Annotated in this window: 18 protein-coding genes; 5 read left to right on the top strand and 13 right to left on the bottom strand. The window is 38.8% G+C overall.

Annotated features, from left to right (window positions below; translation table 11 throughout):
• Positions 1-118: 118 nt before the first annotated feature.
• Positions 119-697, bottom strand: a complete 579-nt coding sequence (gene lepB, locus ORH16_RS06560) for a signal peptidase I (RefSeq protein ID WP_265457316.1) — start codon at positions 695-697, stop codon at positions 119-121.
• Between the two features lie 81 nt (positions 698-778).
• On the bottom strand, positions 779-1,198 hold the full coding sequence (locus tag ORH16_RS06555; protein ID WP_265457314.1) for a YxeA family protein: 420 nt from the start codon (positions 1,196-1,198) through the stop codon (positions 779-781).
• Between the two features lie 204 nt (positions 1,199-1,402).
• Here ORH16_RS06555 and ORH16_RS06550 point away from each other — a divergent pair, with 204 nt between their 5' ends.
• The gene (locus ORH16_RS06550) at positions 1,403-1,846 is read left to right on the top strand and encodes a hypothetical protein (protein WP_265457313.1); all 444 of its coding nucleotides are present in this window, start codon (positions 1,403-1,405) and stop codon (positions 1,844-1,846) included.
• Positions 1,847-2,000: 154 nt separating this feature from the next.
• Here ORH16_RS06550 and ORH16_RS06545 read toward each other — a convergent pair whose 3' ends face one another.
• Positions 2,001-3,083: a PLP-dependent transferase gene (locus ORH16_RS06545; protein WP_265457311.1), complete on the bottom strand. Its 1,083-nt coding sequence runs from the start codon at positions 3,081-3,083 to the stop codon at positions 2,001-2,003.
• A gap of 224 nt (positions 3,084-3,307) precedes the next feature.
• Here ORH16_RS06545 and ORH16_RS06540 point away from each other — a divergent pair, with 224 nt between their 5' ends.
• Both ORH16_RS06540 and ORH16_RS06535 read left to right on the top strand, forming a co-directional pair.
• Entirely contained in the window at positions 3,308-4,333 is a 1,026-nt protein-coding gene (locus tag ORH16_RS06540) for an FUSC family protein (protein WP_265457310.1), read from the top strand.
• A gap of 387 nt (positions 4,334-4,720) precedes the next feature.
• A complete protein-coding gene (locus tag ORH16_RS06535) occupies positions 4,721-4,903 on the top strand; it encodes a hypothetical protein (RefSeq protein WP_265457308.1) in 183 nt (60 codons plus the stop codon).
• 133 nt (positions 4,904-5,036) lie between these two features.
• Here ORH16_RS06535 and ORH16_RS06530 read toward each other — a convergent pair whose 3' ends face one another.
• From ORH16_RS06530 to ORH16_RS06495, 8 genes are all read right to left on the bottom strand, one after another.
• Positions 5,037-7,046, bottom strand: a complete 2,010-nt coding sequence (locus ORH16_RS06530) for an ABC transporter permease (RefSeq protein WP_265457307.1) — start codon at positions 7,044-7,046, stop codon at positions 5,037-5,039.
• Positions 7,047-7,048: 2 nt separating this feature from the next.
• Positions 7,049-7,807 carry an ABC transporter ATP-binding protein gene (locus tag ORH16_RS06525; protein ID WP_265457306.1) on the bottom strand — a complete coding sequence of 253 codons (759 nt, stop codon included), beginning with the start codon at positions 7,805-7,807 and terminating at the stop codon, positions 7,049-7,051.
• A gap of 191 nt (positions 7,808-7,998) precedes the next feature.
• Positions 7,999-9,024, bottom strand: coding sequence for a sensor histidine kinase (locus tag ORH16_RS06520; protein ID WP_265457304.1), 1,026 nt, complete (start codon positions 9,022-9,024; stop codon positions 7,999-8,001).
• Entirely contained in the window at positions 9,017-9,709 is a 693-nt protein-coding gene (locus tag ORH16_RS06515) for a response regulator transcription factor (protein ID WP_265457302.1), read from the bottom strand. Before ORH16_RS06515 ends, ORH16_RS06520 begins: the two co-directional genes overlap by 8 nt.
• Before the next feature lie 78 nt (positions 9,710-9,787).
• Positions 9,788-11,284: a ribosomal protection-like ABC-F family protein gene (gene abc-f / locus ORH16_RS06510; RefSeq protein ID WP_265457301.1), complete on the bottom strand. Its 1,497-nt coding sequence runs from the start codon at positions 11,282-11,284 to the stop codon at positions 9,788-9,790.
• Between the two features lie 365 nt (positions 11,285-11,649).
• The gene (locus ORH16_RS06505) at positions 11,650-12,498 is read right to left on the bottom strand and encodes a MerR family transcriptional regulator (RefSeq protein WP_265457299.1); all 849 of its coding nucleotides are present in this window, start codon (positions 12,496-12,498) and stop codon (positions 11,650-11,652) included.
• Between the two features lie 5 nt (positions 12,499-12,503).
• Positions 12,504-13,244: an ABC transporter permease gene (locus ORH16_RS06500; RefSeq protein ID WP_265457297.1), complete on the bottom strand. Its 741-nt coding sequence runs from the start codon at positions 13,242-13,244 to the stop codon at positions 12,504-12,506.
• 1 nt (position 13,245) lies between these two features.
• Positions 13,246-13,959 (bottom strand): ABC transporter ATP-binding protein, encoded by a 714-nt coding sequence (locus tag ORH16_RS06495; protein ID WP_265457295.1) that lies wholly within the window; start codon positions 13,957-13,959, stop codon positions 13,246-13,248.
• A gap of 160 nt (positions 13,960-14,119) precedes the next feature.
• Here ORH16_RS06495 and ORH16_RS06490 point away from each other — a divergent pair, with 160 nt between their 5' ends.
• Positions 14,120-14,821: an alpha/beta hydrolase gene (locus ORH16_RS06490; RefSeq protein WP_265457293.1), complete on the top strand. Its 702-nt coding sequence runs from the start codon at positions 14,120-14,122 to the stop codon at positions 14,819-14,821.
• Between the two features lie 38 nt (positions 14,822-14,859).
• On the opposite strand, the gene ORH16_RS06485 is transcribed toward ORH16_RS06490, so the two are convergent.
• Together ORH16_RS06485 and ORH16_RS06480 are read right to left on the bottom strand one after the other, a co-directional pair.
• Entirely contained in the window at positions 14,860-15,495 is a 636-nt protein-coding gene (locus ORH16_RS06485) for a GyrI-like domain-containing protein (RefSeq protein ID WP_265457291.1), read from the bottom strand.
• Between the two features lie 61 nt (positions 15,496-15,556).
• The gene (locus ORH16_RS06480) at positions 15,557-16,444 is read right to left on the bottom strand and encodes a helix-turn-helix transcriptional regulator (protein WP_265457289.1); all 888 of its coding nucleotides are present in this window, start codon (positions 16,442-16,444) and stop codon (positions 15,557-15,559) included.
• A gap of 306 nt (positions 16,445-16,750) precedes the next feature.
• On the opposite strand from ORH16_RS06480, the gene ORH16_RS06475 reads away from it, so the two are divergent.
• A complete protein-coding gene (locus ORH16_RS06475; protein ID WP_265457286.1) occupies positions 16,751-17,593 on the top strand; it encodes a class I SAM-dependent methyltransferase in 843 nt (280 codons plus the stop codon).
• The last annotated feature ends 9 nt before the right edge of the window (positions 17,594-17,602 follow it).

Below are 17,602 nucleotides of genomic sequence, written 5' to 3'. Positions count from 1 at the left end.
CATCCTCCTTCAATCCGTTACTATCACAAAAAGGTTGTTGATTCATTGTATAGTATAACAAAAAAATTCAGCAGGTGGGCTATTCTGATTCCCTTACACTGCTGAATTTATCTTTAGTTTAAATGCTGCCAAATCGGTCAAAGGGCCAAAAAACATATTTGACATTGCCGATAATCTGATCTTCATCAATAAAGCCAATAATCCGGCTGTCTTTTGAAATGCGGCGATTATCTCCGAGAACAAATAATTTTCCTTCTGGGACTGTCGTGACACCAGTAAACTGAGAAACTGGCGGATTGCCATGATAGCCTTGAGCCAAAGTTTCAAAAGTGAAATCCCAAGTGAGAACTTCTCCTTCAGATAGTTCGGATTTATACTCATCCAAATATGGTTCCTCAATGGCTTCGCCGTTAATATAAAGCACATCGCCGGACATCGAAACTGTATCGCCGGGTAAACCAATCACCCGTTTGATATAATTCGTATCTGCTTCAGTCGGTGCTGGGAACGTCACGATATCAAAACGTTGAATTTCACCAAATTTTAGGGCAATCACGCGTTCGTTATTTTCTAACGTTGGGTCCATCGAATCCCCTTTAACAATCACTGGTGAAAAAACGTAGGTGCGTACAATCACGAGCACCACTACTAAAACAATTAAATACAAAATAAACTTCAAAAACTCAATCAACTTCACAGAATTTTACCGCCCTTCGTCCAATATATTTTAGCATAGAATGTCGACTGGAACACTTATTTGCCTTTTCCTTTGATAAAACTAGCAATTTCTTAAATTGTTTTTGGCGGCACTGTGGTCTGAATAATTATTTTCAAGGGCTTGAAATGCTTTAACCGGCAGCTCTTCTGCAGTCACTTCTTCATAAGTTTCCACGTAGGCCCCTTTATTGGAAATTTTTAAATATCGTTCTTGAATTAGTTCATGGTCTGCGGTAAATTCAATTTGTCGCTCTTTGCCGTTCTCATCAACGGCAGACTGACGATAGCTAGCTGTACCGTAGCCGTTCACACTGTCAGCAGCTTTAGTTTTAACATAGACGGCCCCCTCTTGAACTAGCGGATTAAAGCGGTCAATGACAGCGGCCACTTCTCCTGATGAATTGGCAGTAAAAAAGAGTAAGCCGCCTAAGCTAATGATTAAGATTGCTGCAAAGCCTATTAAAATTTTTATGATTTTCAAAATTACACGTCCTTTCTAGAAAATAGTATCAAAGTTTTTCTAGAAATCCGTCCGGCTACAATAGGAGATTTTTTTCAGCCTTTAGCAGTAGAAGCGCTTTTGCTAAATCTTAGATTTTTCTTTTATTCAAAGTTTTTTCTTTCTATTTTAATAAGTTATCCTTATAATCAAGATAAAGGAAAAATAAGAGTAGGTTGATGGACTATGCAAAAAATTTCACGATTACCTGATAATATCAATGAAATTCCTGTGGTATTTTTGAAAAATCCATCGGGAAAAGTTTTAGAAAAAATTTCAATCAATGAATTAAAAGAACGGGTCTCCCCCCTTGTCAGTGAAGACTATCGAATTAAGCTTTATCGAAATGCCTTAGAGCATTATGCTGACCAAAATTTTGAGAACGCTGAATTATTGCTTCTCCATTTAATTGAAACTTCCGAAGGCTTCCACTATGAGTATTATGAGCGACTGGCTTCAGTATATGAGGCTCAAGAAGCCACTGAATTACAAATAGAGGTCTTAACCTTTGCGCAAGAAAAAATTATTGAGTTTAAAGGGCAAGAAGCTTTGCTGCGACGAGTCACCAGACGCCTAGTTAAAGCGCAAAAGCATCAAGAAAAAAAATTAAAGAGTCAATCCCAAAATTAAAAACTCCCACAAGCTAGTATAAATACAAGACGTGCCAACTGCTATGTTTTTTCAGCAATTGGCACGTCGAACTATTTATAAGATTGGCTGTGGTTTTTTTATTGTCGCTTTTATTGAAATGTAAAATAAAAGTTTTTTTTCATAAGCTACCTTGCTAATCCAAGACTGCTTTTAAATCAGCTGCCAAATCGTGGCTGCCTTCAATGCCGATGGATAGTCGCAATAAATCAGCAGTTAAACCATAGGCTTCCCTCAGTTCTTTGGGAACATCAGCATGGGTTTGCGTTGTTGGATAGGTAATCAAACTTTCGACTCCCCCTAAACTTTCGGCAAAGGTGAAGAGATGCAAATTTGCCAAAATTTCTGGAATTAAAGCTGCTTCAGTCACGCGAATCGAAATCATACTCCCCACACCCGGATAGATAACTTCTTTGATTTTGCTAAATTGTGGCAATAATTTCACCAACTCTTTAGCAGTTTCCTCCTGCTTTTCAAAGCGCAACGCTAAGGTTTTCAAACTTCTGACAAATAGCCAGCTATCAAATGGCGACAGAGTTGGCCCTGTTGTATTGGCGAGCCAAGCCAATTTTTCGCCAATTTTTTGATCTTTGGCGACCACTACACCTGCTAATAAATCATTATGTCCTGATAAAAATTTTGTGCCAGAGTGAACCACAATATCTGCTCCCAAGTCTAAAGGCTTTTGTCGCAACGGCGTTAAAAAAGTATTGTCAACAATTAGTAGTGCTTGATTAGCTTTAGCAATCCCAGAGATTTTTTTTATATCTAAGACTTGCATTAAAGGATTGGTGGGGGTTTCGATAAAAATTCCAGCAATGTCAGTAGAAGCTAGCTCAACAAGCTCCTCTTCATTATTAAAATACTCGAAGCTCGCCATCCCCTGTTGTGACAGCATCTCAAAAAAACGGAAGCTGCCGCCGTATAAATCACGACACACAAGAAAGCGACTACCTTGTGGAAAATATTGAAAAGCTAATTGCAGCGCGCTCATCCCAGAACTTGTAGCGACTGCAACGCTGCCATTCTCTAATTTTGCTAAGGCTTCTTCAAGAACCCAACGTGTTGGATTTTTAGTGCGGGTATAATCATACCCGGTGCTTTGTCCAAGTTTTGGATGCTCATACGTTGTCGATAGATGAATGGGCAGACTGATAGCACCGGTGCTTTGGTCTTGATGATTGCCGATTTGAGCTAAAAAAGTATTGATATCTGTCATAAAATGACCTCCAGTAATTTCCATTATTAGTTTAATATTAGATTAAAATGAAATAATGATTAAATTATAGACAGGCATGATTTTCCTGTCAACTTAAAAATCGATTGCGTTTTCTATGCTCGTCTCAATAAATCTTTTTCACATTTATTTTAGCGCTTTATTAAAGAGTTCTATTTGCTTTTGCACTTTTTTTTATGATACCTTTAATAAAAGGAGCGAATTACGTGAAGGGACATTTAAAACAATTACTGCATTTCAATAAACCACAGGGTAATCGGGCTCGCCTATTTGGTGCTTGTCTGGCTATGCTGACAATTTTATTACTCAGCTATCTTTTTCACACCCCGACGATTGCCAGCTTTGGCTCATTGGGTATTTTTACTTTTCTTTATTATGATAATTTAAGATTACCAGATTTAATTAAAAGACTCTTATTGGTGGGCGCTTATCTGCTGCTTTGTTTGCTAGTAGGCATTCTTGGAACCCATGCCGTTTGGACAACGCCCATGCTAATGGCCACCATTGCCTTTATCGGCCGATTTTATTTCCGCTTATATGGTTTTGCCAAACCCGGTGTTTTCTTTGGCGTTATGGTAGCTGGCACCGGTAGCAGCACTCGCATTGCTGTTGAAAATATACCAATTGTCATCGCTTATTTTTGTTGCGGAATTTTTATCTCGTTGCTTTTTGCATTATTGGTTCATAGCATGGAAAAAAATCCGGCTGCCCCACTACCTAAAAAAAATTTCCGCAAACGCTTGGATGCAGATCCGACAGCCATGATTGATGCATTATTTTATACAGCGATTATTTTCTTTGCGGCTTATCTCAGTCAGGGACTAAATCTTCATAACCCTTATTGGATGGTCGTCTCAGCTGCGGCAATTTTACAAGCCAATGACTTAGCCAATATGATGCAACGAAATATACAACGAATTTTAGGGACTGTGATTGGTCTGGGAATAGCCGCCATTTTATTAAATATTCACTTTTCTTATTTAGAGATGGTGATTGTCATTACGCTGCTCTTTTTTGCGGTGGAGTATTTTATTCCCCGCAATTATGCGGTTGCCAATTTTTTCACCACACCCCTTTCATTGCTCTTGGCCAAATTAGCCACGGATCAATATGTGATTTCTATTTTGCAATATCGCTTTATTGGAATTTTTTTAGGTAGCATTTTAGGTGTCGTGGCTGCTTGGGTTATGCATACCGGCCTAAAATTTTATCAACGCACCTTACATTTTTAAAAATTAAAAAAGCTGCCAATAAGCAAACTCGCTGCCAATTTTTGGGCGCAGGTTTTTGACTAGTGGCAGCTTTTTTATTTGAAATTTTTTACGATGAAAACTTCGATAAAGGGTTGATTGATGATTTTTTTCTGTTGTGATGCAATTCGTCAACTTGATTGAACAAGTAGATGTCACTTTTAATTGAATCTTTTTTTCAAGCAAATGGTTCCATAAGTTATTCATTTAAGCAATTTTGGTTATGATAATCTTGTGAAATGTAGTACATGCATGTAATAAAATCAAGAAATAAATTTTCTTTTTTTTCGTGAACATCTAACTTTTTTGAAAATCCCCAACGTTGATAGTCCGGCTCTTTCGTACTAAATTAAAGGTGGGGTGAAGACCATGAAATCAGTGAAAGAATTTCGAACGGACAACGAGCTGGTGATTTTTTTGGAGAATCAGAACACGATCATTTTTGTTACCGAAAAGGATTATAAGACGTATAGCTATCTATTATATGCTGATGCTGAGCACTTTTTCTTAAAATTAAAACGTGCTCTTTGCAAACCACAGTTGCTTGCCTGAAGGAAAAGCCTGAGAAGCTAGTTTCCAACTTAGTTCACTCTAAGTTGTCAAACTAGGAAATCTCAGGCTTTTTTAATTCATTTTATCAATTACTCTACTGCTTTTCTTCACTTTTAAAATATCTTTTAACCTGTTATACTTTTCGTTCAACTAAACGATAATAGACTTTTGAAGTTTGCCAATACACTAATAGGTAGCAAACGGCAAACAGAAGAACTGATAAAATTGTCACAATAGTAATCAGCTGACTGTTAGTTAAGCCAAAGAGAATCAGCAATTTTCGAATAATGGGCAGAGCAAAGGCTAAGTGAATGACGGCTAAGGAAATAGGCAGTAAAAAGACCATCAACACTTGACTAGAAATCGTTTGTTTGACTTCTCTGCGGCTCATGCCAACTTTTTGCATAATTTCAAAACGACCAGTATCTTCATAGCCTTCAGAAATTTGTTTGTAATAAATAATTAAAGCAGTTGCTAACGTGAAACTCAATCCGAAAATAATACCGATAAATAAAAATCCGCCTGTAAAGCCATTGGTCTCTTCACGATCGACCTCAATTGACGTTGCCGACGCATAATTCATCGAAGGATTCGGCAAAGAATCTTGATTGGCTGATTGATTGAGTTGATCTTGATATGCAAAAACGGCCGTGGCAAAATTTTTCAAATTTTCTTGACTGCCATCAAGGTTCATCATGACTTCGCTGTCATAAGATAGCGGCTGATAGCTGCTATGAGTGCCTAAGTTCAAATCAGCATAAATTTTTTCGACAACACTCTCGTCTTTTACAAAAAAGAAAAAGGTATCAACGAAGCTGGGATTTTTTGGAAACATTGGTAAATCCTCTACCCGTTCTTTTATATCATAAGCTTGTTCGCCAAAATAAATGGTCTGATCCTCAAAATCGCCAGAAATTGGATAAAACGCTACTTGATTATCTTCCAAGCTAATCGTTTTACCAGTGAGCTGCTGATAATCGGCTGCTGTTAAAAATTCTGTACCAATCACCCCATCAAAATTCTGCGTATTCTCCACTGATACAAAATTATTGCCTTCCTCTTTTAAAAAAGAAATATTTGGACTGTCCAGCTTCACGACTTCGGTGACCGTCACTTGATTGTCTGCAGCTAGTGCTGTCAAATTTGCCTCTAAGTCGTGATTGACTGTCTGGGTTGTCAAACTAATATCACTTGGATTTCGAGTTTCTAGGACATTTTCTTTTCCGAAATAAAGGCCTGCCGTTGAAGACAACGTCACTAAAACCATTGTCGACAAAATACAAATACTAGCTAAGCCGGCACCATTTTGCTTCATGCGATAAATCATTCCAGAAATATTGATAAAAGGTTTTGGTTGATAATAAAGCTGCGGCCTTTTCCGTAAAGCCTTTAAAACGGTAATGCTACCGGTCATCATCACTAAATATGTGCCGATAATTACTAAGACAATGGCGACGAAAAAATATGGCAAGGCGGCAACCGGTGATTCAATCGAAACGGAAATCAGATAGCCAGCGATAATAGCAGCAAAGCCGATAATAGTCAAAATCCAATGGGCTTTCGGTTCTTTTTCTCCTGTGTCGCTGCCATGAAGTAATTCAATGGGTTTGGTCCGCCATAATTGAAAATAATTATGCAGTAACAGCAGTAGAAAAATGCCGGCAAAAACAATCGTTACAAATAACAGCATCTGAAGGCTTAACTGGAAAACAAAATCTTCGCCAAAGCCAGGCATCTTCTTCATGACTAAAAATAAAAATTTTGCCAAAATACTGCCTAAGCCAACGCCAATCACTAGCGAAATAACTAAACTGAGAAGACTTTCAATCAATAGCATCCAGCCTAATGATTTTTTATCCATTCCCAAAATATTATATAAGCCTAATTCTTTTTGGCGCCGCTTAATTAGAAAACTGTTGGTATAAAAAGAAAAAATGACAGAAAAAACGAGAATAACGATAACGCCGAAGCTAAACATGGAGTGAACTGTCATTGCTTGCGGTAGATTTTGCATTCCGGGATTGTGCACCATCACCTGCATCAGCAAATTTAAAAAAACTAAAAAAATCATCGAGCCTAAAAAAGGCAGATAAGTCGTCCGATTTTTTTTCAAATTGGACCAGGTTAGTTTTAAGTAGAACATGACTAGACCCCCTTTGTTAAAAGAACGGTGGTCGTATCAGAAATTTCACTTAAAAATTCTTCCTGTGTTTTTGCACCCCGATACAGCTGATGAAAAATCTCGCCGTCTTTAATAAATAAAACTCGTTTGGCGTGGCTAGCAGCAATCCCACTATGAGTCACCATCAAAATCGTTTGGCCCTGCCCATTAATCTGGTTGAATAATTGTAGCAATGCATCAGCTGAACGAGAATCTAATGCGCCAGTCGGTTCATCTGCCAAAACCAAATCCGGACGGGTAATCAACGCTCTCGCAACAGCAACCCGCTGTTTTTGGCCGCCGGAAATTTCATAGGGATATTTAGTCAACAAATCCGATATCCCTAAAGCATCGGTTAAAGCGGGCAGGCGTTTTTCCATTTCTTTGACTGAGACACGGGATAAAACTAACGGTAGAAAAATATTATCTTTAATATTGAAGGTATCCAACAAATTGAAATCTTGGAAGACAAAGCCCAGATGTTCCCGCCTAAATTTAGCCAGTTGCCCTTCAGGAATCTCCCCCAAATTTTTATTTTCTAATAATACTTCTCCACTAGTTGCTTTATCCAGTGTAGCTAGAATATTCAAGAGGGTACTTTTACCAGAACCAGATTCCCCCATGATTGCAATATATTCTCCAGCGTCAACACCAAAATTAACATTTTTCAAGGCTTCCACTTGGTAGCTGCTGAGGCGGCTGCGGTAAACTTTTTTTAGATTTTTGACCTGTAATAGTTCCATTTTTTCTCCACCTTTGCTTTTTACTTCTGCTGAGTGAAAACAAAACAATTCGCACACAATTTGAAGCTGCAGCAGCTTGCTAGTCGCTGTGCATTAAGTTTTTCACTCAGCTGTTGATATCTTAAGTTTAAGAGAAAAAAAGCAGAAAAAACAGTTACAGTCCTGGCCAGCTAAGCTACATTTTTGTCACATTAGTCTGCCCTTCCGTAATTTTTTTGTCGGGATAAGTCAATGGTGACCGTTGTCCCTTCCCCAATTTTTGAGGTTACGGATAATTCAATCCCTAGATAATGGGCAATTTCTTGGCTCATGAAAAGTCCAAGACCGCTAGCTTTTTGTGTCTGGCGGCCATTAAAGCCTGTGTAACCCCGCTCAAAAATTCGGGGCAAATCCTCTGCTCGCATACCTCTACCGGTATCGATGACTCGCAATACCTGCAGATTATCAGCTGTTGCTTCAATCGTAATACTACCGCTTGTAGTATATTTTATCCCATTAAAAATAATTTGCTCTAGGATAAAAGTCAGCCATTTTTTGTCGGAGATTACCTTGCCATCCAGATTGATTAAATGCACCTCTAAATTTTTATGAATAAAGAACGGGGCATATTTTTTTACAATTTGATTGATTAAAGGCTTAATAGTGATTTCCCCAAATAAAAAATCGTTTTGAATGTTTTGTAGACGAAGATATTGCAGCATCATGTCCAGATATTGTTGGATTTTAAAGATTTCTTCCTTCATATCTTTTTTTAAAGGCTGCTCTAGGGTTTGCACTGTTAAATCCAATGCTGCTAAAGGTGTTTTTATCTGATGAGTCCACAGACCATAATAATCATGCAGTTCAGTTTGCTGTTGCAGCTGCTGTTGTTGCAATCGCTGAATTTCTTTTGTTAAGTCTAAAATGATTTTTTCATAATCCTCTTCGATTAAACTATGTTTTTGCTGCAGCTCATCAAGCTTGGCCGTACCACTGGTTTGCAAAAGATTTTGCAATTGTTGGTGCTTATGGGAGAGCTTCAACCCACGGACAATTAGGAAAATAAGCAATAACGGCAAAGTAAACAATAACGCATCCTGATAAACTGCTATAGGAACATCATACAAAAAAAATGTCACCGCGAATAAAAGTGCCATCGCAATATACAAAAGTATAATGCCACTGTTTTCTTTTAAGAAAGTCTTGAGGAACTGCCATTTTTTTTGAAAATTATTCATCTGACTTCACCAAAGTATATCCAACCCCTTTAACAGTATGAATTAAGTGGGGGAAACCCGCTGCCTGAATTTTTTTCCGCAAACGAGTGATGTTGACAGTCAATGTGTTTTGACTGATAAACTCTTCACTTTCCCAGAGCTTTTCCATAATAGTTTCTCTGGTCACAGTTTTTTCCGGTGTCGCAAATAGTAAGGCCAAAATTTTTGTTTCTGTTGGTGTCAGCTTGACCAGTTGTTTTTGAAACGTCAGCTCTCCTTCTAATAAATTCAACTGCACCTCAGCATAAGTTAGCAACTGGCTTGGTTGATCATTAAAAGTGTACGTCCGTCTTAAAATAGCTTGAATTTTGGCTACTAATAAATCCAAATCCACCGGCTTGGCGATAAAATCATCCCCCCCCATGTTCATGGCCATTAAAATATTCATTTTATCATTGGCTGAGGAAAGAAAAATTACTGGAAGATTGGATTGCTTGCGGATTTCTTGGCACCAATGATAGCCACTAAAATAAGGCAAGGAAATGTCGAGTAAAACTAAATCCGGCTGAAATGTGGAAAATTCCTGTAGGACTTGTTGAAAATCATTGACGCCAGCCGTCTGAAACTGCCATTTGGCTAATTCTGATTGGATGATGCTACTGATTTTTTCATCATCCTCGACAATAAAAATTTTATTATGTTCCATTAAAGTCACCTGTTTTTTCTTTTTATTATCACAGAAGTCCTGCCAAAGTGCAAAACTGCTTTAGTTAAGCAAAATTTTTTAGAGACTAATTATCTTGTCGGCCACTGCTTCAACAAAGCGACTGTCATGCTCGATTAAAATCATCGTCGGTTGAACTGATTTTAGTAATCCTAAAATCTGATCTTGATTAAAGACATCAAGATAATTCAATGGCTCGTCCCAAATAAATAAGTTGGCGGTTTGTGATAAAGATTTCGCCAGCTCAACTTTTTTCCGTTGCCCCATACTCATCTCCTGAATGTCATTGTCAAAAACATTGCGCTCCATCCCGAGTTTCCGCAAATTATTTAAAAATTGCGGGTAATCTAGCCCTTCTGCTGCTGCAAAATCAATCAGCTTGCCCTGGTTATTTTCATAGTTTTGCCGCACTCGGCTGATAAGCAAGCCTTGAGGCAGATAAATTTCACCCCTTTGTTCACCAGCAAACCCAGCTAAAATGGCTGCCAACAGTGAGCTCTTGCCACTGCCGTTTGCGCCGGTCACTGCCAAGCATTCACCTCTTAGTAATTCCACATTTATTGGTTGAAACAATGGCTGATTTTGATAGCTTAAAACTAAATTTTCCAGCTGTAAAATGCGGCGATGATAGCTGGGAAGATAACTCATTTTTAAGCCATCGATGGTTTCAATATTTTTTAAGAGCTGGGATTTTTCGCTAATCTGACTTTCCACCCGCTGCAAAATTGCTTTCGAACGCTTCATCATCCTTGCAGCATCAGCACCAATTGCTCCGGGAGATTTGCGACGGTATTCTGTGTCGATGAAGCCTTTTGATTTATTTAGTTTATCTTTTTCGCGGTTGCGGGACCATTCGGCTTTTTCAATGGCCGTTTGTTGCAGCCGACCAATTTCTTTTTTTAATTTGATGTTTTGGGCCTGCTCATAAGCATCTTGCCGGGCTTTTTGGTCTTCGTACACACTAAAATTCCCCTGATAAAGCACCAATTGATTTTTTTCAATTGCTAAAATATGATTGACTGTCTCATCTAAAAATTCCCGATCGTGACTGACCAAAATATAGCCTTGCTTTTTCTTTTGTAAATATTGCGCTACCTGTTGTCGGCCGACAATATCCAAGTGATTCGTCGGCTCATCAATCAAAGGGAAATAGCCTTCTTCAATAAACATCAAAGCCAGCAAGACTTTCGTTTGTTCACCACCGGATAAGGTTTCAAAAGGTCGCCACAGAACTTCTGGATCGCAGGCTAACAAATTTAACTCCCGTTCCAGCTGCCACAGTTCAAAATCCTTTAAATTACTTAAAGCGTAATAAGTTAGCTCTGACGAATCCAAAACTTTTTTTGGAAAATAGTCAAAGGCCAGACTGTGACTAATTTTCCCTTGATAAGGCAGCTGTCCTTGCAAAAGTTTTAGCAACGTCGTTTTTCCTCGACCGTTGCGACCCACCAAGCCCAGTTTCCATTGACCGTCAATCACCAATTGCGCCTGATCAAATAAAAGTGTGCCTAAGCGGTCATAGCCAAAGCTTAAATTTTCAATTTTAATGGTTGTCATTTTGTGTCACATCCTTACTTCACGAAAAACGTGATGGCAGGATTTTTTCACCGTTTTTTTCACGACAAAAAACCCGGTCATTTTCAAAAACCGGGTTTAAAATCAAATTATTGGAAAATGCAAATAAGCTGCTAAATAGATTAGGAGTATTGTGAATTTTCTCAATTGATTTCTTTCACCAGTTTTCGAAAATCTGCACACTGCTCCCTCGGAAAAATCCTTGGTACAGTCTGAATGCAGCTTCTACTTATTTGGCGAAATTAATCATCAAGATTCCTCACTTTCCTTTACCTACTTTAAAAATAGCATGCGTAAAAAAACAAGTCAAGCCTTCATTGCGTTTTCAAAAAAACGCTTACTCTTATTTAAAATTCTAGCTGACTTTCTAGTTTAACGGGAACTTGAATTTCCGTTAACCATTCTTCAGTAGAATTTTTATTCCAAATGCCGTCAATATAGTTTTCTCGCGGTAGCCCATCAATTTCTAAGCCGTGAGTATCAATGTAATGAAAAATAGCAGCGTAGGCTTGAGGTAAATTTTCATAAGGTCCATGATGCATCGTGCAAATTGCCCGGGGAACTTCTGTCACCCGTTTAAATTTCAATTCACCGAAGTCCTCTTTCATCTCGGTGACAGCTTCACAAATTTCGTAATCAATATTGGTGTCTCGATACTCCTGATCGTGATACAAATTGAAGCAATATTCGGGAATCCGGCACTCACAGCCGGCTGCCTCCATCATCTGCCCCATTTCCGGAACCACCGTCATCAGTTGATTGTAGTTGGCGACAATACGGCGAATAGAAGCCACGATAACTTCTGGCAAAACTTTTTCCACCATGTGATAGGTTTGCCGATAATCCTGCTGCATATAAGTTTCAATTAAGGAAAGCATCTTGGTTTTTTCAGCGATGTCCTGCAAAAGCTGCGCTTTTTTTCGTTGCAAAAGCGTCTCTTGGGTGGTTCCTTTTTCTAAAGATTGAATATCTTCAATCGAAAAACCAATTTTTCGCAGGGCCAATAATTGATGAAGCTCCCCCACCTGCCCACCGCTATAATAGCGATAGCCATTATCTGGATCAATAAAACGAGGTTTCAATAAGCCGACATCGTCATAATAGCGCAGCGCCTTGATGGTCACCTGATTCATTTTAGAAAACATCCCGATGCGATAAAGTTTTTCTTCCTCTAATATTTCACAATTTTTTTCCATTCTGTTCACTCCCAACGAAATATTTTTAAGGAAACTAGTGCTGCAACGATTCCCAAAATCACTAAGTAGCCGATGATTAACGGCTGATTAACGAGGGCCTGATTTAGGGTGATACTTTTTAAAAGTTGAATACCTTGGGTTAAGGGTAAAATTGCGGCTACCTTTTGAACAGCGCTAGGAAATAGTTCAAAGGGAATCACGGCACCAGATAAAAAGAGCATTGGAAAATAAACAAAGGTGCAAACAACATTGGCAATTTTTAAATTCTTGCAGATACTAGCAATCAAAAAACCGAGACTATACATGCTGAACATCACTAAAAAGTAACCACCAATTAAAGCTCCCCAGCTGCCGGCCATCTGATAGCCGAGAAAAAGATAAGCGACGAGGGTCACCAGGACTGCTGAGATGATTGCCGTGACTGCTGCTACAATAAACTGAGCCAAAATAAAAATTAACGGTGAAACCGGGGTGACGAAAAAATGTTTCAAAATTTTTTTGTCTCGATAGTCACAGATGGTCAACGGAATGCCCATAAAAGCCGTAGCACAAATTCCAACTGCTAATAAGGAAGCAAAACTGCTGTCTAAAAAAGTATAGTCCGCCCCGTTCGCTGCTGAATTGCCAGCGATGACTGCAATTAATAATAGCACACAAACCGGCATCCCAATGCCAAAAATTATGCCATCTAAGGTTCTGGTTGCTAATTTCCCTTGAATTTTTGTTAACGTCAATAAACTCGTCATATTAATTTCCCCCCATAAAATAAAGATAAGCTTCTTCTAGATGATTACAGCCAGCCTGTTGTAAAATATCAGCGACTGTTCCGCTAATTACCGGTCGACCATTTTTTATCATGAGTAAGTGGTCGCACAACAACTCAGCTTCCTCCATGTAATGTGTCGTCAAAATAATTGTCAGTCCTTGCTCCTTTAAGCTAAGCAGAGTTTTCCAGACTTCTCGACGGGCCTCGGTATCCAAGCCCGTAGTTAATTCGTCGAGAAAAATTACCTCAGGATTAGGAATTAATGCTAAGAGAATCGACAGCTTTTGTCGCTGACCACCGGATAAATCAGCGACCTTCTGACGGGAAAAATCTTGGAGACCAAACAGTTTCAGCAGCTCATGGTAGTCCTTTGGCTGTTGATACAAGGCCGTCATTTCCTGACATAATTCCTCCACCCGAATCATATCTTGGTAGTTTGAGGATTGTAGCTGGACGCCAATCTTTTGAAAAACTTTTTTGCGATGTTGCCGCGGTTCGACTCCAAAGACAGTCCCTTGACCACTGTCAACTGGACGAATTCCCAGCAGACATTCAATTGTCGTTGATTTTCCGGCTCCATTTGGTCCAAGTAAGCCAAAAACCTCTCCCCGATTGACAGTAAAACTTAAATTGTCTACAACTTTTTTCCCTTGGTAACTCTTAGTGATACTCGTTGCCTTTACAATTTCCTTCATGTACAAATCGCCCCTCTCACTATTGAGAATAAATCCTCCTCTAAGTGGAGAGTCAACTGTAAAAAGTAATTTTCATAAATTTCAAAGTCCCTAGGATTTCTGTTTTAGGCTTGCTATACTAACATTAAGAAAATTAATAAAGTCTATCTAGGAGATACAGATGAATATCCGAGAAATTAAATTGCAGCAGCTGTCAACACTCTTGTACGGACGCCCTGCTGATAAAGTCGTTTTATACCTGCACGGACAAGCTGGAAATAAAGAAGAAGCTGCAATAGCAGCCGAAATTTTCGCTACAAAGGGCTGGCAGACCTTTGCTATTGATTTACCAAAACATGGTCAACGTAAAAATGAGGCTACCGAACGCCTGCCTTGGGAGGTTGTGCCAGAGTTAAATATGATTACTGATTATCTATCAGAAAATTGGCAGCAAGTAACCTTATATGCCAACAGTATTAGCGCTTGGTTTAGTCTGATGGCCTTTAGTGAGAAAATTTTTACTCAAGCTTTTTTCGTGTCGCCAGTGCTGGATATGGAAGAATTAATTTATCAGATGATGACTTGGGCGCAAGTGACAGTAAATGAACTGCAGGAGAAAAAAGAAATTCAGACTGATTTTGGACAAAACCTTTCTTGGCAATATCTTCAATATGCTAAAGAAAAGCCTATCAGCAGCTGGCCAACTCCAACAAAAATTTTATATGGGGAAAAAGACCATCTGACACCTTTAGCCACTGTGCAAACTTTCGCTGAACATACTAACAGCCAGCTGACAATCATGCCGGCAGCTGAGCATTGGTTTCACACACCGGACCAGATGGCTTTTTTAAAAGATTGGTTAAGTAAGAGTATTGAAAATTAAAAAAGGTCCAGAGCTTGATGCACTGCTCTGGACCTTTTTTACATTTTTTCAACTGGATAGCGCAAAATAGTTTTTCTTTTTTCTGGAGGAGTTTTGCGAGCATCATTTAAATAAATTTCTCGATGGACATGGCCTTTTCGCTGATAGCCAGCTTCTTTAAGATAGTCTGCCATCACTGCAAAGGTCTCAGCCTCTTTTTCAAAGGCTCCCAGATGCAGCATCTGCACCGCCTCTTCTTCAGCTATTTCGATAAATTTCACATCTGTTAATAAAGGCAGCTTTTTCTTTTGGCTAACAGCTGCTAAGACTTCTTTATAAAAAACTTCTGTGATAGCTGCTGGCTGCTGAATCATAATCGTATAAATAAAGCTATCCTTGTCTAAAAAATCCGTTTCATTGCTTGAATCCCATAAACCCTCTAGGGGAAAGACTGTAAAATCTGTCAGTTGTTCAGCCGATTGATTTTCTGAATTGACTTGAAAACTTTTTTTAAAAGTCATTTTCAGCCCATAGGTAAGGGCGTATAAAGCAGCCACTCGTTCAGCAAAATCAGCTTGATTTGGATCTCCAACGCCGTCAATTGCAATAAATTTTTGTAGGGGTACTGTTAGGATTTGTGGTTTTTGCTTGGCTCCATACCAAGCTTTTTCAGCTTTGCGCCATTCATATTTCATCTTGTTTGCCTCCCTTTCTCTTACTACATTCAGTTTACCAAACAAAACCTGTCAGCTGATGTCAGGTTTGATACAAATTTTGCATAGCTGCTATTCTTTGCTGCAGCTTTTTACAAATATCATCAGGAGCTAACACTTTAACTGAGTCGCCAAAGGATAAGATGAAGCGATAAAAATCTTCGGTAATAGGAAAGGCTTCTTCAACCAGTAAGCCCTCAGCATTTTCTGTGAATTTTTCAAAATTTTCAGTGACCCGCTGTCGCAATTTTTTGTCGAATTGCAAGGTCACAACTCTTTTCGGCAATTGAAAATTAGTATTGTCCTGCAAGACTTTTGCGGGAGTCTTTCTGTCAAAGTGCTCAGCTAAGGTTTGCAGATTTTTTATTCTTAACAGTTTGAAAAGCCGTTCTCCTTGGCTTTGCATACAAAACCCATAGAGATACCAGTCATGGTGTTTAAAAATTAATTTTAAAGGTTCGACTAAGCGTTCTGCCGCCGGCTTATCAATGCCGGCATAAAGAAAATTCACTCGCTGCCGATTAATAATTGCCATCTGTAACGTTTCAAAAGTCTGCTGGCTTCTTTTCGACCAATCGGAAAAATCAATTTCCAGCCAATTCAGCTGTTCTTTTTTAAACAGCCCCGCCAACTTCGTCACTAAAGACTGTTGATCAACATTTCCTAGCACGGTCACCCCTTCTAAAGCAGCCAACAATTGCTGTTGTTCTTCGTTTGACAAGAGGGTTTTTTCTAAGACGAAATTTTTATCAAGAAAAATGCCACCACCTTGCCCCTGTTGGGTATAAACAGGAATCCCGGCACTACTCAAGTGGTCAATGTCTCGATAAATCGTTCTTAAGGAGACTTCAAATTTTTCAGCCAATTCAGGGGCCGTCACCTGTCCCTTGGCAATCAATTCATAAACTATTTCAAATAGACGCTGCTCCATATTGCCTCCTTATTTATCCCTTTGACAGGGGATTTTTTTATCATACACTATAATTACCAAATATAAGTAGGTGAAGTTATCCGGCAAACTGGCAATCAGGTTTTCATTGGTTGAAGTTTGACTGCAAGGGGTAAATAAAATCAAATTTGAACAGGTTTTTCTTTTAGCTGAGCGTAAGCTTTTTTTGAGATGCCTGAATTTGATTTTATTTTACTCAAAACTGCCAAAGACCCAAGTAGGCTGCAGAGTAAAATCCTGCAGCCTTTTTGCGTTTTAAACATCTACAAAAAAAGGAGCTTGATACAAATGAATTTACCACAAAGCTTATTTGAACGACCCGCGGTTTATCAAAAAACGGCGGCAGCTTTTTGGGAGGATGAGTACATCTCATCTCAAATGTTGAAAAATCATCTCAATCCTGAGACTGAAGGAGCCAGCCGTAAGTTATCTTTTATTGAAGAGTCAGTTACTTTTATTTGTCAGACGCTGCCCCCTGCTGATTACCCCAAGCTTTTAGACTTGGGTTGCGGTCCCGGAATCTACAGTGAGCTTTTGACAAAGGCTGGCTATCAAGTAACTGGCGTAGATTTTTCTAAACGCTCGATTGAATATGCAAAACAAGCGGCAGCCAAGCAGCAACTTGAGATTGACTATCAACAGCAAAATTATTTATCTTTAAATCTGCCAGAGAAATATGATTTAATCATTATGATTTATTGTGATTTTGGTGCCCTTTCCGCACCTGATCGCCAGATAGTTTTACAAAAAATGCTTGCCCATTTAAAACTTGGAGGGAAAATCTTATTCGATGTTTTTTCCTTAAAGAAGTTTCAGACAATTCGTGAAACGAAAAACTGGCACTATGTTTTAGAAAATGGTTTTTGGTCTCCTAAGCCTTATCTTGAGCTTCAGCAAACCTTGATTTATCCGCAAAATATCACCTTGGAACAAAGTTTTATTCTGCAGAAAAATCAGCTGACGCCTTATAATATTTGGACTACTTTTTTTGATCAGCATTCTCTAGCAAATGAGTGGAAGCAATATCCTGTTAAAGTCTGCGCTTGGTTTAGCGACGTTGCTGGTCACCGAGATTTTGATCAGCAGGATACCTTAGCAGTTCTGCTGGAAAAAACAACGGACAAAACTTAATCAATTAAC

The organism is Enterococcus sp. HY326 (genome assembly GCF_026157065.1).
In the GTDB taxonomy this organism is placed as follows: Bacteria; Bacillota; Bacilli; order Lactobacillales; family Enterococcaceae; genus HY326.
Note: the sequence above shows the minus strand (reverse complement) of the source record. Positions and strands in the feature narration are given on the sequence as shown.